The 13,445-nt window shown below is 68.0% G+C and carries 16 protein-coding genes; 5 read left to right on the top strand and 11 right to left on the bottom strand.

What is annotated here, in order from left to right:
* Positions 1 to 30: 30 nt before the first annotated feature.
* Positions 31 to 1,308 (bottom strand): serine--tRNA ligase, encoded by a 1,278-nt coding sequence (gene serS / locus J7495_RS04910; protein WP_294054961.1) that lies wholly within the window; start codon positions 1,306 to 1,308, stop codon positions 31 to 33.
* Between the two features lie 124 nt (positions 1,309 to 1,432).
* Here serS and J7495_RS04905 point away from each other — a divergent pair, with 124 nt between their 5' ends.
* The gene (locus J7495_RS04905) at positions 1,433 to 1,891 is read left to right on the top strand and encodes a host attachment family protein (protein ID WP_294054960.1); all 459 of its coding nucleotides are present in this window, start codon (positions 1,433 to 1,435) and stop codon (positions 1,889 to 1,891) included.
* Positions 1,892 to 2,005: 114 nt separating this feature from the next.
* On the opposite strand, the gene J7495_RS04900 is transcribed toward J7495_RS04905, so the two are convergent.
* Entirely contained in the window at positions 2,006 to 2,824 is an 819-nt protein-coding gene (locus J7495_RS04900; protein WP_294054959.1) for a hypothetical protein, read from the bottom strand.
* 429 nt (positions 2,825 to 3,253) lie between these two features.
* Here J7495_RS04900 and dksA point away from each other — a divergent pair, with 429 nt between their 5' ends.
* Together dksA and J7495_RS04890 are read left to right on the top strand one after the other, a co-directional pair.
* Entirely contained in the window at positions 3,254 to 3,721 is a 468-nt protein-coding gene (dksA, locus tag J7495_RS04895) for an RNA polymerase-binding protein DksA (RefSeq protein ID WP_294054958.1), read from the top strand.
* A gap of 103 nt (positions 3,722 to 3,824) precedes the next feature.
* Positions 3,825 to 4,199, top strand: a complete 375-nt coding sequence (locus J7495_RS04890) for a PilZ domain-containing protein (RefSeq protein ID WP_294054957.1) — start codon at positions 3,825 to 3,827, stop codon at positions 4,197 to 4,199.
* A gap of 299 nt (positions 4,200 to 4,498) precedes the next feature.
* Here the strand turns inward: J7495_RS04890 and J7495_RS04885 are convergent, their stop codons facing one another.
* Positions 4,499 to 4,654: a YdcH family protein gene (locus J7495_RS04885; protein ID WP_294054956.1), complete on the bottom strand. Its 156-nt coding sequence runs from the start codon at positions 4,652 to 4,654 to the stop codon at positions 4,499 to 4,501.
* 170 nt (positions 4,655 to 4,824) lie between these two features.
* Here J7495_RS04885 and J7495_RS04880 point away from each other — a divergent pair, with 170 nt between their 5' ends.
* Together J7495_RS04880 and J7495_RS04875 are read left to right on the top strand one after the other, a co-directional pair.
* On the top strand, positions 4,825 to 5,022 hold the full coding sequence (locus J7495_RS04880) for a DUF465 domain-containing protein (protein WP_294054955.1): 198 nt from the start codon (positions 4,825 to 4,827) through the stop codon (positions 5,020 to 5,022).
* Positions 5,023 to 5,130: 108 nt separating this feature from the next.
* The gene (locus tag J7495_RS04875) at positions 5,131 to 5,586 is read left to right on the top strand and encodes a DUF1465 family protein (protein ID WP_294054954.1); all 456 of its coding nucleotides are present in this window, start codon (positions 5,131 to 5,133) and stop codon (positions 5,584 to 5,586) included.
* A 450-nt stretch (positions 5,587 to 6,036) separates the two neighbouring features.
* Here the strand turns inward: J7495_RS04875 and J7495_RS04870 are convergent, their stop codons facing one another.
* The 8 genes from J7495_RS04870 to J7495_RS04835 all read right to left on the bottom strand — a co-directional run bounded on the left by J7495_RS04870 (position 6,037) and on the right by J7495_RS04835 (position 13,409).
* Positions 6,037 to 6,984, bottom strand: a complete 948-nt coding sequence (locus J7495_RS04870; protein WP_294054953.1) for a nitronate monooxygenase family protein — start codon at positions 6,982 to 6,984, stop codon at positions 6,037 to 6,039.
* Positions 6,985 to 7,032: 48 nt separating this feature from the next.
* Positions 7,033 to 7,617: a hypothetical protein gene (locus J7495_RS04865; protein ID WP_294054952.1), complete on the bottom strand. Its 585-nt coding sequence runs from the start codon at positions 7,615 to 7,617 to the stop codon at positions 7,033 to 7,035.
* A gap of 61 nt (positions 7,618 to 7,678) precedes the next feature.
* Positions 7,679 to 8,203, bottom strand: a complete 525-nt coding sequence (locus J7495_RS04860; protein WP_294054951.1) for a gamma carbonic anhydrase family protein — start codon at positions 8,201 to 8,203, stop codon at positions 7,679 to 7,681.
* Positions 8,204 to 8,219: 16 nt separating this feature from the next.
* Positions 8,220 to 8,447 (bottom strand): hypothetical protein, encoded by a 228-nt coding sequence (locus J7495_RS04855; RefSeq protein ID WP_294054950.1) that lies wholly within the window; start codon positions 8,445 to 8,447, stop codon positions 8,220 to 8,222.
* Between the two features lie 120 nt (positions 8,448 to 8,567).
* Positions 8,568 to 9,617: a hypothetical protein gene (locus tag J7495_RS04850; RefSeq protein WP_294054949.1), complete on the bottom strand. Its 1,050-nt coding sequence runs from the start codon at positions 9,615 to 9,617 to the stop codon at positions 8,568 to 8,570.
* A gap of 282 nt (positions 9,618 to 9,899) precedes the next feature.
* Positions 9,900 to 11,366, bottom strand: a complete 1,467-nt coding sequence (locus J7495_RS04845; RefSeq protein ID WP_294054948.1) for a UxaA family hydrolase — start codon at positions 11,364 to 11,366, stop codon at positions 9,900 to 9,902.
* 8 nt (positions 11,367 to 11,374) lie between these two features.
* Entirely contained in the window at positions 11,375 to 12,529 is a 1,155-nt protein-coding gene (gene lldD / locus J7495_RS04840; protein ID WP_294054947.1) for an FMN-dependent L-lactate dehydrogenase LldD, read from the bottom strand.
* 112 nt (positions 12,530 to 12,641) lie between these two features.
* Entirely contained in the window at positions 12,642 to 13,409 is a 768-nt protein-coding gene (locus J7495_RS04835) for an SDR family NAD(P)-dependent oxidoreductase (RefSeq protein WP_294054946.1), read from the bottom strand.
* Positions 13,410 to 13,445 lie beyond the last annotated feature (36 nt).

The following is a 13,445-nucleotide window of genomic DNA, read 5'->3' as shown; positions in this document are numbered from 1 at the left end:
CCCCTCCCCCGAGCAGCCCCGTGCGCAATGTCAGGCGGGCTCGAACCGATTGAGCCCGCGCAGATACGGCTGCAGCGCCTCGGGCACTGCCACCGAACCGTCTTCCTGCTGGTAATTCTCGAGCACCGCGACGAGCGTGCGCCCCACCGCCAGCCCCGAGCCGTTGAGCGTGTGGACGAAGCGCGTCCCCTTCTCGCCCTCGGGCCGGTAGCGCGCGTTCATCCGCCGCGCCTGGAAATCGGTGCAGGTCGAGCAGCTCGAGATCTCGCGGTAGCGCGCCTGGCCGGGCAGCCACACTTCGAGGTCGTAGGTGCGCGCCGCGGTGAACCCCATGTCGCCGCTGCACAGCTTCATCCGGCGGAACGACAGGCCGAGCCGCGTGAGGATGTCCTCGGCGCAAGCCGTCATCCGCTCGTGCTCGGCTTCGGACATCTCGGGCGTGGTGATCGAGACCATCTCGACCTTCTCGAACTGGTGCTGGCGGATGAAGCCGCGCGTGTCGCGCCCCGCCGCGCCGGCCTCGGAGCGGAAACAGGGGGTGAGCGCGGTCATCCGGATCGGCAGCGCTTCCTCGGACAGGATCTGCTCGCGCACCGCATTGGTGAGGCTCACCTCAGAAGTCGGGATCAGCCAGCGGCCGTCGGTGGTCTGGAAGCTGTCCTCGGCGAACTTGGGCAGCTGGCCGGTGCCGAACATCGTCTCGCTGCGCACCAGCACGGGCGGCACGCACTGCTGATAGCCATGATCCTCGCACAGCACGTCGAGCATGAACTGGCCGAGCGCGCGGTGGAGCTTCGCCGCATGCCCCTTGAGGAAGGTAAAGCGCGCGCCCGAGAGCAACGCCCCGGTCTCGAAGTCGAGGCCGAGCGCGGGGCCGATCGCGTCATGCTCCTTCGGCTCGAAGGCGAAGGCCGGCTGCTCGCCGCGGACGTGGACGAGCGCATTGTCGTCCTCGTCCTTGCCGGGGGGCACGTCGTCGAGCGGGATGTTGGGGATCGACGCGAGGCGCGCGTTGAGCGTCTCGGTGAGCTCGCGCTCCTCGCCCTCGAGCGCGGGCAGCCGCTCCTTGAGCGCCGAGACCTCGGCCATCAGCGACGCGGCGAGCGCTTCGTCCTTCTGCGCCTTGGCCGCGCCGATCGCCTTCGAGGCTTCGTTGCGGCGCGCTTGCCCCGCCTGGAGCTCGGTGACGACCGCGCGGCGGCGCTCGTCGAGCGCGATCAGGTCGGCGGCGGCGGGCTCGACGCCGCGGCGCGCGAGGCCGCGGTCGAACTGCTCGGGATGGTCCCGGATGGTGCGGATGTCGTGCATCGGCCACGCCTATGGCGGGAGGGTGTTAACCGTGCAACCCGGGAGGATTGCAGTAATTCGTTGCGCAACCGTGGCGGGGCGTGCGCGTTGGTGTTGGTTGACCGCCAGCACAGGAGTTCGGCCCATGCAGCTTCCGCACAACGCGCTCGTCGTCGTCGCCGACGGGCGAAAGTCGCTGTTCTTCCGCAACGAGGGTGATGCCGAATTCCCCAACCTGATCGTCGAGCAGCGGCTCGATGCGCCGCGCAACCCCGACGACCATGACAGCGCCACCGATCTCGCCGGGCGGATGCAGTCGACTCGCGCCGACGGCCAGGGCTGGTCGGCGGACGGCAATGTCGACAACACCGACTTCCACCAGCAGGCCGAGGACCGCTTCGCTGCCGAGACTGCCCAGTTGCTCAAGGAGCGCGCGTTGCGGCACGAGTTCGAGGCGCTGATCGTCGTCGCGCCGCCGAAGACGCTGGGCGAGCTGCGGAAGCATTATCATTCGGAAGTGAGCAGCCGGATCGCGGGGGAGATCGACAAGGCCCTCGTGGGCCACACCGTCCCGCAGATCGAGGAAGCGCTGTCGAAGGCTTGAAACCCTAAATCGTCATCCCGGCGAAAGCCGGGATCCAGGGCAGCAAGCCGTGTCGCCCGTGGCCCTGGGTCCCGGCTTTCGCGGGGATGACGGGTTTGGGAGCGCGTGTGGGTGTTACCCCTCCGCCTTGTCGCCCTTCCGCGCCAGCCGCTTGCGCGCGACCAGCGCCGCCGCCGCGCCGCCGAACAGCAGGACCATCGGCGGGGCCGGCACCGGATGCGGGCCGCCCGAGGACGAACTGGTGCTCGAGCCGTGATGGCCGCTGCTCGTCCAGCCGCTCGAATTGCTCCAGCCGCTCGAGTTGCTCCACCCCGACGAGCCGTGGTGCGGCTTGCCCGAGGAGCCGCTCGACGAGCTCGATGAGGACGACGACGAACTGGTGCTGCTCGTGCTGCCGGTCGACGTCGACGAACTGGTGCTCGTGCTGCCGCTGGTGGTCGAGGACTGGTTCTGATTCTGGTCCTGATTCTGGTTCTGGCTCTGCTCGTTCGAATTCTGGATGTTGATGTTGATCCCGCTCGACCCCGAGCTGCTGCCCGAGCTGCCGAAGAAGCCGCCCGCGAAGAAGCCGCCGACGAAGCCGCCGCCGCTCGATCCGCCGGTCACCGCTGCCGCGCTGCTCGCCGCCCCCGCGGCGCTCACCGCCTGGGTGCCATAGTCAATGGGCGGGGGCAGGGGGATCGGCATCGGCTGGTTCTGCACGGTGACGACCTGAGGCGGACATTGCTGCTGGGTCTGCGTCACCACGCGGCGCACGACGCGCTTGGTGGTCGCGGCGCGCGTCACCGTGGCGCGGCGGACGACCTTTTTCTTCGACACCTGGACGGTTGCCGGGCGCGGCGGGTGCTCCGCCACATAGACGGAACCGCCACCGATCAGCGCGCCCCCGCAAGTGCAGGCGCAGAGCTTCGCCAAGGCCATGCGAACCGACATGATGTCCCACTCTTCCTCTGCCGGCGTGCGCTCCCCGACGGAACGTCAGCAGCCTTCACGCCTTCAATGCGGCAAGAGTGCAAAACAAACTATTAAGCGCAAGTTCGTTAACCACTGTTTACCGTTTCAATCGAGGATTTTTGCGATGAACGGCAAAGGCTCTTTGGTTAATGTGTCGACGCGGTACGATTTCGTGAGCGTTTCGATTAATTATTGATAACGACTGTGGTTAATAGTTGCTTGATTTCGCAGGCGTCACCAGCCGGTCGGTTCAGCCTAGCGCAATTTCCCCGCAATTATGGGACATTGCCGTGCAACATGATTTGATTCATCGGCTTGTGAACTGCCCTTTGCGCAAGTATAGGGCCCTCGGGCAAAGGGCGGTCTCTGGCGGCTTTCGCTACCGGACGACCGGTGTGGAGAGTGGGGATGGCTTCGGTTTTTGATCGAGTCGGAGACCCGGACAAAGGGTTCCCTCCGGCGGCGAATGACGGGGACGATGGCTACCGCCCGAGTGCGGACGAGCCGTTCATGAACCCGCGTCAGCTGCAATATTTCCGTGAGAAGCTGCTCGCCTGGAAGGATGCGATCCATCGCGAGGCTGCCGGCACGCTGACTCAGCTGCAGAGCGAGTCGCTGCGCGAGGCCGACCTGACCGACCGGGCGTCGAGCGAGACAGACTGGTCGATCGAGCTGCGCACGCGCGATCGCCAGCGCAAGCTGATCTCGAAGATCGACTCGGCGCTGCGCCGGATCGAGGAAGGCGAGTACGGCTATTGCGAAGTGACCGGCGAGCCGATCAGCCTCGGCCGGCTCGAGGCGCGGCCGATCGCGACGATGACGGTCGAGGCGCAGGAGCGCCACGAGCGTCAGGAAAAGGTCTCGCGCGACGAGTGAGAAGGCGGGTGCCGGCTAGGGGGAATCCCTGTGGCCGGTTAACGCTTTCGATAGGTTGCGGGGCTAATGCTCGGGCCATGCCCTCATGCGTCCGAGCAGTTTGATGGACCAGTTTCCGCAAGACCCTCTCAATGCGCTTTCCGCCGCCGATTTCTCCGGCCAGCGTACCAACTCGCGCGACAGCCTGATGCTGACCGCGCAGTTTCGCATGGCGGACAAGCCCGAGCTCCAGGTGCGCGTGCGCAACCTGTCGGCGGGCGGGCTAATGGCCGAAGTGCCGCAGCCGATCGAGCAGGACACGCCGGTCGAGATCGAAGTGCGCGGCGTGGGCTGGGTCTCCGGGCGGATCGCCTGGTGCGCCGAGGGCCGCGTCGGCGTCGCCTTCGACCGCGCGATCGACCCGATGCTCGCGCGCAAGCCGGTGGGCAAGGGCCAGCACACCCCGAGCTTCGTCAAGCCGATCTTCACGCGCCGCTGAGGGGGGCCAACCCCACAATCGTCATCCCGGCGGAAGCCGGGACCCAGGGCCGCGAGCGACGTCCTGCTTGGCCCCTGGGTCCCGGCTTCCGCCAGGATGAGGGTGGTTGGAGCGTATCGAAAGCCAAACCCGCGCCATTCGGCCTGAGCGCCTGAGCTTGCAACCCATCATCGCGGCCGTCGAAAGGCGACCCAGCTTTGGCTTGCCTCATCCCAGGGCCCGGAGTCGGCTCCAGGTCGGTCGGAGGCCGGAGGGGCGCGAGATACGCGCGCGCCCCGAGGATCAACCCGGTGCGCGGTCTAGCCGAGCACCATCGCTTCTTTCACGCGCAGCTTTTGCTTCTTCAGTTCGGCAAGCAGGATCTGGTCCGGATGCGGGCGCTGCGACTCGGCGTTGATCCGCTGGTCGAGCACGGCATGCTTGGCCGAAAGTGCCGACATATGCGCGTCTTGCATGGAAGCGTACCTCCTTTGGGCTCGCTGGGGGGAGCAAGTAGAACACCATTCGCGGCCTTTGTCGCCTGCTTCCTTCGCCCCATTCGGCGGGCCGTCAAAAAGCCGCGATGGCCCGTTGAGCCTGCGCCCGGGTTGGTGCAGAAACGGTATATGGGCGGCGAGGCGGACTGATGGATGACAGCGAGATCCAGCGGCGCCTCGAGCTGTTGCGCACCGAGCACCGCGACCTCGACGCCGCGATCATGGCACTGCTCTCCACCGGCGTAGCCGACCAGCTCCAGGCCGCGCGGCTCAAGAAGCGCAAGCTCAAGCTGCGCGACGAGATTTCGCTGCTCGAGGACCAGCTGATCCCCGACATCATCGCCTGAATCCGCCCAAGAGGGTTAACGCGCGCGCCAGCCGATCCGAAACGGGACGGATCGCGCCCGATTATTGCCATTCCGCCGCCCAAGCCGCTGTGACATCGTGACGAAGTCATGTGGGAACCAGCAACCGCCCGGATCCATCGGAGGCTCGTCGACTCGCTCTATGTCGAGGCGATGCTGCTGGCCGACGAGGCGCGCGCCTATTTCGACGAGCTGGGCCGCGAGGAGCGGGATTCGCTGGGGGCGCTCCACCGCGTCACTTTCTCGTGCGAGTCGCTCAAGGTGACGACGCGGCTGATGCACATCATCGCCTGGCTGCTTACCCAGCGCGCGGTCGATGCCGGCGAGCTCAGTTACGGCGAGGCATTGCGCCCGTCGCGCCGGCTGGGCGAGGCGCCCGAGACCGAGGACGAGGTCTTCGCCTCGCTCCCCTCGCAGGCTGCGGCGATCATGCGCTCGAGCGTCGAGCTCTATCGCCGCGTGTCGCGCCTCGACACTTCGCTCGACGGCCCCGTGGCGATCAGCCCCGCGCGCAACATGTTCGACCGGCTGGCGGCGTCGCTCTAGCGCGGATCGACATTTGGCGATTTGTCGAGCGGATGCCCCAAATCAGGCCGCCAGGGGTTTCGGCACGCCTACAGTCGTCATCCCGGCGAAAGCCGGGACCCAGGGCTACAGAGGACATCGCTTGTGGCCCTGGGTACCGGCTTTCGCCGGGATGACGATTTAAGAGAGGCGGCGTCCCCCTCCCAACCTGCTTCAAGGGGCGCGATCGATGACACGCGCAAGTTCAGAGTGACGAATCTTCACGGTCAAGGCGACCCCAAACCCAATGTCGACACGGCGTGGCCATTCCCTTGCAATGTAGGATTGCGCCTGCTCCCCTTGGCGACACGGGATCGCCCGGCCGCTCTTTGAATGCGTCGGCATCCAGACGCCCAAATCGCCGCGACGGGTCGTGACTCTTGTGACTTTTCGGGTCCCGACTCGGCTCGAACGCCGGAGGGAGGAATCGGCCTAAAGTGCCCGCATCGCCGCCTTGGCCGCGGCATATTCCTCCGCGAGCCGCGCGACATAGTCTCCCGCCGCCTGCACCTCGGTCACCGCGCCGATGCCCTGGCCCGATCCCCAGATGTCCTTCCACGCCTTGGCGCCGCCGAAGTTCATCGCGCTGGGATCGCTCTCGGGGAGGTTGTCGGGGTCGAGCCCGGCGTTGACGATCGACTGGCGCAGGTAGTTGCCGTGCACGCCGGTGAAGAGGCTCGAATAGACGATGTCCGCCGCGCGCCCCTCGACGATGCCCTGCTTGTAGGCGTCGACCGCATTGGCCTCGGCGGTCGCGATGAAGGGCGAGCCGATATAGGCGAGGTCGGCACCGAGCACCTGCGCCGCGAGGACCGCGCGGCCGGTGGCGATCGCGCCCGAGAGGATCAGCGGCCCGTCGAACCAGCCGCGGACTTCCTGCACAAAGGGGATCGGGTTGAGCCGCCCGGCATGTCCGCCCGCGCCCGTGGCGACGAGGATCAGCCCGTCGGCGCCCTTCTCGACGGCCTTGTGCGCGAAGCGGTCGTCGATCACGTCGTGGAGCGTGATCCCGCCCCAGCCGTGCACCGCGTCGTTGAGCTCGGGCCGGGCGCCGAGCGAGGTGATGACGATCGGCACCTTCCACTTGCCGCAGACCTGGACGTCATGCTCGAGCCGCACGTTCGAGCGGTGGACGATCTGGTTGACCGCGAACGGTGCCGAGGGCGTGTCGGGATGGTCGCGGTCCCAGGCGGCGAGCTCCTCGGTCACGCGGTGGAGCCATTCGTCGAGCATCGTGTCGGGCCGCGCGTTGAGCGCCGGGAAGGAGCCGACGATCCCCGCCTTGCACTGCGCGATGACGAGGTCGGGCACCGAGATGATGAACAGCGGCGAGCCGATGACGGGAAGCCGCAGGCGATCGAAGAGCGGAGGCAGGGCCATGGACGCGTTTCTTAGCGCCACGGGGTTGGCTGTCCAGTTGACGCAACGTCACCCTGCCGGGGCTCGGATCACCCAATAGGAATAGCCGAAGTTGGCGACCGCGAAGAGCAGCGCGAGCCCGGCATAGTGGAGGGCAGGGCGCCGCCAGATCGCCAGCGCGAGCGTCGCGCCGATCGCGAGGGTATAGATGAAGGCGAAGAAGCCCAGGCGCTCCCAGTTCGCCGGCACCATCAGCGTCCGCGCGACGTCGCCGATGAAGGCGAGCGCGAGCAGCGTGTAGAGGTAGCGGTGGTTGGCGAAATAGAAGTCGTGGAGATCGACGTCGCCCGCCGGGACGTCGTCGGGCAGCACCGCTAGCGCGGCGATCGCGATCAGCGTCGGACAGACCAGCAGGCCGATCAGGCCATAGAAGCTGATCGCCGTGATCGCCGAATCGCGCCACAGCGTGAAGAATTCGGAGAGCAGGCTCATGAACACGAACAGCACTGCGGCGAGCGGCAGGAGATGCCAGCGCACCCGATCGCGCGCGCGGAGCAGCCGGTGCAGGCTCTGGATCATGTCGCCGAGCGCCAGCGCGAGCACGATCGTGATGAACGCGCTCAGATATTGGAACAGGTCCGCATCATGCGTCATGCTGCTCTCCCCCGTGCGGCAGGAGAGCTTGCGCGGGGGGCCGAGTCAAACGAGTTTTCGGTCAGCCGACGCGCGTCAGCCCCACGGAATATTCCCGCTGCTTCGCCGCGTAGAGCGCCGCGCTCGCCTTGAGCATCGCCTTGGCAGCGTCGTCGAGCGGGCGGACGGCGCGGGCTGGGGCGCCGACGATGAGGTGGCCGGCGGGGAATTGCTTGCCCTCGGTCACCAGCGCACCGGCGCCGACCAGGCAATCCTCGCCGATCACCGCGCGGTTGAGGATCGTCGCGCCCATGCCGATCAGCGTGCGGCTGCCGATCGTGCAGCCGTGGAGGATCGCTTGGTGTCCCACGGTCACGTCCTCGCCGATCGTCAGCGGCGCGCCGGGGTCCGAGTGGAGCATCGCGCCTTCCTGGATGTTGGTGCGCGCGCCGATGAGGATCGGGGTGTTGTCCGCGCGGATCACGGCGCCGAACCAGACGCTGGCGAGCGCAGCGAGATGCGCGTCGCCAATCACGTCGGCACTCGGCGCGATCCAGACGTCAGGAGCGATGGTCGGCGATTGTCCGCCGATGGCGTAGAGCGGCATAGGCCGCTCACTAGCCTTACACCGGCGGCAGGGCCAGCCCGGCGTTGGCGAGGTTGAAGCCCAGCCCCAACGCAATCGCGACGCCGGCGAGCAGCACCGCGAGCGTGGTCGACAGCGAGAACAGCCCCCAGCCGGCCATTGTCAGCATCTCGCTGCTCGGACGGCCAAGCTGGCGGTTGCGGTGCAGCGAGAGCGTCACGAAGCTCGCGAGCATGGCGTAAAGGAACACGATCACGTTGGTCATCGAAAATCACCCACCCCGGTGGTTCGCGCCGAAGCTAGCGGGGACGGGTTAACGCTTCAATTCCGCAACGCACCATAGTTCCCCGTATTTTGCGTCGGTTCACCGCATCCAGCGCGCGGTTCAGCTTGCCGGCCTGGGCGGATCGGCCGCGGATGGCGGCGCCGCGAGCGGCACCAGCGCGACCGGCTGCGTGGTCGAGGCGCCCGGGATCACATGCACGCCCGGGATCGCATGCGCTGTCCCGCACTGGCAGCCGCAGCTGCAGCCGCGCGAGCAATGGCAGGGCGAGGGCGCCGGGCAGCAGAGCGCGACATAGGTCGGAGTCGCCGGAGCAGGCGACGGCTTGGGCGCAGGGGCAGGTGCGGGCGGTGCCGGGGGCACGTTTACCGTTGCGAAGGGATCGCGCGGCGTGCGCACGTGCCGATCCGAGCGGCGGCAGCAGGGGCAATCGGCATGGTCATGCTCGTCCCCATCCTCGTCGTCGCCCAGGCCGAAGCCCTTGCGCCGCTTCTTCCTCGCGAGCATCTTCTTGGCCGCGTCGCAGATGTCGAAGGCATAGCCGTGGATCGTGTCGACGCGGCGGTCGAGGAAGACGCGGTCGATCAGGAACTGGTGGACGATCAACTCGTCGCGGCGCTTGTCGGCCGGATCGCGGACGAGCGGAGAGGCGGCCATCTGGTACATGTCGGCCAGCTGCGTCGCAGTCGCGGCGATCTGGCTCGCCCAGTTGGTGAAGGCAGTGAACAGCGGATAGCGGTGCCAGCGGTCGGGCGTGTGGCTGCGCATCTGCTCGACGAAGTGGAGCGGCGCGCTCAGATCCTCGCGCAGCAGGCGGATCAGCACGCGGAGGTTCTCGACGTCGGCCGGCGGGTTGCGCAGCCGCTGCGCGAAGACGTTGGTGAGCGTGTCGGTGTGGCGCCACACCTGCTCGCACACCATCCGCGCGAATTCCTTCTCGTCGCGCTCTTCGGGCTTGGGGAAGTGCTCCTTGAGCTCGACGAGGGTGTTGGCGATCCAGGCGAGCACGGCAATGCCGCCGATCGCAGCGACCACGCCGATCACGACCTGGAGCCACTCGGGCAGCGACGCGGGTGCAAGCCCCGGACCGCTTGGGTTCACAGCGGCGCCGGACGCGCCGTTCACGGCTGCTGCGAGCAACACCCCGATCATGCTGCGGTCCCCCCGAATCGCCCCTTGGGAGAATATGGTTAACAGACCCGCGTCCCCGGCCCAATCCCCGACACCGCCGCAATCGACCCACAAGGTTGCTATGAATCCCTCGCAGGCTCATGAGGTCTGCCATGCCCCGGCATGGCCCAAACAGTGCGGGGCGCCGTTTACCTGATGCGGGGTTGGATGGGAGCTGTCCGGCGAGCACAGGCATCGGTCTCGGTGAGACCCACATGCTCCACTCGAACCTCTCCCTGAAGGGGAGAGGCTTAGGAGAAGGCCTCAGAGCGTTACTCCGCGCTTCCAGATCGCGATCTCGCGCTCACCGTTGCGTTCCGCTGCGGTTTCCTCGCCCGATGCCACCGCGCAGACCTTCGCCAGCAGCGCGTCGGCGGTCTCCTCCATGCCCTGGTCGAGCACCTGGCCGGCGTCGAAGTCGATCCAGCCGGGCTTGCGCGCGGCAAGGTCGCTGTTCGAGGCGATCTTGATCGTCGGCACCGGAAAGCCCAGCGGCGTGCCGCGGCCGGTGGTAAAGAGGATCGCCGTCGCCCCCGCCGCCGCCAGCGCGGTCGAGGAGACCGCGTCGTTCCCCGGCGCCTCGAGCAGCGCCAGTCCGCGCGTCCGCACGCGATCGCCGTAACGGAGCACATCGGTCACCATCGCATGGCCGGCCTTCTGCACCGCGCCGAGCGATTTCTCCTCGAGCGTGGTGATCCCGCCGGCGATGTTGCCGGGCGAGGGGTTCTCCGACACCGGCTCGCCGTGGCGGGTGAAATAGGCCTTGAAGCCGTTCACCAGCGCGACGATCCTCTCGAACACGCCTTCGTCGCTCGCGCGCTCCATGAGCAGCTGCTCGGCGCCGAAGATCTCGGGGATCTCGGTGAGGATCGCAGTGCCGCCCGCTTCCGTCACCCGGTCGCTCATCCGCCCGACCAGCGGGTTGGCAGTGAGCCCCGAGAAGCCGTCCGACCCGCCGCACTTCACCCCGAGCACCAGCTCGGAGAGCGGCACCGCCTCGCGCTTCGCCCGCGCCGCGGCCTCGACGAGCTCGTCGATCAGCGCCAGGCCTTCCTCGATCTCGTCGCCCGCCATCTGCGCGCCGAGCGTGCGGATGTTGGCGGACGGGTCGACATCGGGCAGCAGCTTGCTCGTCTGGTTGGACTCGCAGCCGAGGCCGAGGATCAGCACGCCGCCGGCATTGGGATGGCTCGCCAGCGCGGCGATGATCCGGCGTGTGCCGTCGAGGTCTTCGGAGAGCTGCGAGCAGCCGAAGGGATGGGGGAAGGCATGGACGCCGTCGATCTTTCCGGCATGCTTCAGCGCCGCCTTCTCGGCGAGCTTCTGCGCGGTGCGCGCAACGCAGCCGACGGTGGGTAGGATCCAGATCTCGTTGCGCGTCCCCACCCGGCCGTCGGAGCGGCGATAGCCCTCGAAGGTCGCCGCGCTTTCGGCGTGCGCGGGCAGGGGAATGGGGGTGTAGGCATAGGCGCCGCTGGTCTCTAGCGCGGTCGAGACATTGTGCGTGTGGACATGCTCGCCGGGCGTGATCGGCTGCGTGGCGCGGCCGATCGGGAAGCCGAACTTGAGCACCGGATCGCCGGGCTGGAGCGTGACCAGCGCCACCTTGTGCCCCTTGGGCACCGGCTGGGCGAGCGTCACGCCGAGCGCGGACTCACCGGCCTCGAGGTCGCGGAGCGCAGTCGCGACGGCGTCGCGCGGATCGATGCGGAAAAGGGGAGGCACGGTCACGATATGGGTCAGCCCGGCACATCCGCCAGTGCGGCGCGGTCGATCTCGGCGATGCGCGTGCAGCCGGTGAGCGCCATCGCGACGCGCATCTCGGCTTCGATCAGCTTGAGCATGTGCGCCACGCCCGCTTCCCCACGCGCCGCCAGCGCATAGGCCCAGGCGCGGCCGAGCAGCACGCCGTCCGCCCCGAGCGCGAGCATGCGCAGCACGTCGAGCCCCGAGCGCACGCCGCCATCGGCGAGGATCGTCAGCTCGCCCGCCACCGCATCGGCGATACGCGGCAGCGCGCGCGCCGAAGAGAGCACGCCGTCGAGCTGGCGCCCGCCATGGTTCGAGACGACGATGCCGTCGACCCCCGCCCTGGCTGCCTCGCGCGCGTCGTCTTCGTCGAGGATGCCCTTGATCACGAACTTGCCCGGCCATTCGGCGCGGATCCAGTCGAGGTCCTTCCAGGTCAGCGTCGCGTCGAAATTGCCGCCCATCCAGGCAAGAAAGTCGAGCATCGACGCGCCCGCGCCGAGCAGCGGGGCGACGTTGCCGAGGTTGTGCGGCCGTCCGTTGATCCCGACGTCCCACGCCCAGTCGGGCCGCGTCGCGCCCTGGACGAAGCGGCGGAGCTGGCCGCGCAGGCCCGGCGCGCCGGCGAGCCCCGAATGGACGTCGCGGTAGCGCGAGCCGGGCAGCGGCAGGTCGACGGTGAAGAACAGGATCGGGCAGAGGAGTTCGCGCGCGATCGCCATCATCTCGCGCATGAAGCCGCGATCCTTGACGATGTAGAGCTGGAACCAGATCGGCTTGCCGGCGCCCTTCGAGACTTCCTGGAGCGAGCAGCAGCCGACCGTCGACAGGGTGAACTGCACTCCCGCGGCCTGCGCCGCACGCGCCGCCTGCACTTCGCCGCGCCGCGCGTACATGCCCGAGAGGCCGACCGGGCCGAGGCTCACCGGCATCGCGAGCCGCTGGCCGAGGATCTCGGTGGACAGGTCGATCTTCGAGACGTCGCGCAGCACGCGCTGGCGCAGCACCACCGCCTCGAGGTCAGCGATGTTCCGCTTGAGCGTCACTTCGGCATAGGAGCCGCCGTCGATATATTCGAACAGGAACTTCGGCAGCCGCCGCCGCGCCAGCTCGCGATAGTCGATGACCGATGCGGCCTTCCTCATGCCCAGCCCCTATCGTTACCCCGGCTAAAGCCGGGGCTCAGGGCCACGATCGACGTCGCCTGGAACTCCTGGGTCCCGGCTTTCGCCGGGATGACGGCTATGGCGGAAGGGCTCATTGCAGATTCACATAGGCGCCGCCGTCGACCAGCAGCGAAGCGCCGGTGACGTAGCGCGCCTGATCGGAGGCGAGGAAGACGATGGGGCCGGCGAGATCCTCTGGCTCGCCCAGCCGGCCCAGCGGGATGCGCGCGGCCATGCGCGCGCGCTTCTCGGGGTCGGCGAGGTCGTCCTTGTTGATGTCGGTGAGGATCGTGCCGGGCATCACCGAATTGCACCGGATGCCGTGCCGCCCGAGCGCGATCGCGGCCGACTGCATCAGCGAATGCACCCCGGCCTTGGTGGGCGTGTAATGCGTCTGGTACTCGCCGCCGACCAGCGCCGAGATCGACGAGACCGCGATGATCGCGCCGCCGTCGCCCTGCTTCACCATCTGGTTCGCCGCGGCCTGGACCATCCAGTAGGCGCCGTGGAGGTTGACCCGCATCGTCCGCTCGAAGGTCTTGACCGGCATGTCGAGGAAGGCGTGGAAGGGGCAGATGCCGGCGTTCGAGACGAAGACGTCGACGCGGCCGAGCCTGGTCACGGCTTCAGCGATGAAGCTGCTCGCGGTCTCCGGCAGCGCGACGTCGCCCTTGAACGCGAAGCCCTTGCGGCCGGCGGCCTCGACCTCGGCGATGCAACTTTCCGCCGGAGCATCGTCGCCGACATAGTTGATCCCCACGTTCGCGCCCGCCCGTGCCGCAGCGATCGCGGCGGCGCGGCCGATGCCCGCCGAGCCGCCGGTGATCAGGAAAACCTTGTCCTGGAGTAAGCCGCTCATCGTATTCCCTTGACCGTCATCCCGGCGAAAGCCGGG

It is taken from the genome of Sphingomonas sp., assembly GCF_017745215.1.
Taxonomy (GTDB): domain Bacteria; phylum Pseudomonadota; class Alphaproteobacteria; order Sphingomonadales; family Sphingomonadaceae; genus Sphingomonas.
Note: the sequence above shows the minus strand (reverse complement) of the source record. Positions and strands in the feature narration are given on the sequence as shown.

What these genes read in the sequence shown, in the direction of transcription:
- dksA (WP_294054958.1), top strand. Translation starts at nt 3,254, where the DNA reads ATGGCTTCGGTTTTTGATCGAGTCGGAGACCCGGACAAAGGGTTCCCT.
- J7495_RS04880 (WP_294054955.1), top strand. Translation starts at nt 4,825, where the DNA reads ATGGATGACAGCGAGATCCAGCGGCGCCTCGAGCTGTTGCGCACCGAG.
- J7495_RS04860 (WP_294054951.1), bottom strand. Translation starts at nt 8,203, where the DNA reads ATGCCGCTCTACGCCATCGGCGGACAATCGCCGACCATCGCTCCTGAC.
- J7495_RS04905 (WP_294054960.1), top strand. Translation starts at nt 1,433, where the DNA reads ATGCAGCTTCCGCACAACGCGCTCGTCGTCGTCGCCGACGGGCGAAAG.
- serS (WP_294054961.1), bottom strand. Translation starts at nt 1,308, where the DNA reads ATGCACGACATCCGCACCATCCGGGACCATCCCGAGCAGTTCGACCGC.
- J7495_RS04890 (WP_294054957.1), top strand. Translation starts at nt 3,825, where the DNA reads ATGGACCAGTTTCCGCAAGACCCTCTCAATGCGCTTTCCGCCGCCGAT.
- lldD (WP_294054947.1), bottom strand. Translation starts at nt 12,529, where the DNA reads ATGAGGAAGGCCGCATCGGTCATCGACTATCGCGAGCTGGCGCGGCGG.
- J7495_RS04850 (WP_294054949.1), bottom strand. Translation starts at nt 9,617, where the DNA reads ATGATCGGGGTGTTGCTCGCAGCAGCCGTGAACGGCGCGTCCGGCGCC.
- J7495_RS04835 (WP_294054946.1), bottom strand. Translation starts at nt 13,409, where the DNA reads ATGAGCGGCTTACTCCAGGACAAGGTTTTCCTGATCACCGGCGGCTCG.
- J7495_RS04885 (WP_294054956.1), bottom strand. Translation starts at nt 4,654, where the DNA reads ATGCAAGACGCGCATATGTCGGCACTTTCGGCCAAGCATGCCGTGCTC.
- J7495_RS04865 (WP_294054952.1), bottom strand. Translation starts at nt 7,617, where the DNA reads ATGACGCATGATGCGGACCTGTTCCAATATCTGAGCGCGTTCATCACG.
- J7495_RS04875 (WP_294054954.1), top strand. Translation starts at nt 5,131, where the DNA reads ATGTGGGAACCAGCAACCGCCCGGATCCATCGGAGGCTCGTCGACTCG.
- J7495_RS04900 (WP_294054959.1), bottom strand. Translation starts at nt 2,824, where the DNA reads ATGTCGGTTCGCATGGCCTTGGCGAAGCTCTGCGCCTGCACTTGCGGG.
- J7495_RS04870 (WP_294054953.1), bottom strand. Translation starts at nt 6,984, where the DNA reads ATGGCCCTGCCTCCGCTCTTCGATCGCCTGCGGCTTCCCGTCATCGGC.
- J7495_RS04855 (WP_294054950.1), bottom strand. Translation starts at nt 8,447, where the DNA reads ATGACCAACGTGATCGTGTTCCTTTACGCCATGCTCGCGAGCTTCGTG.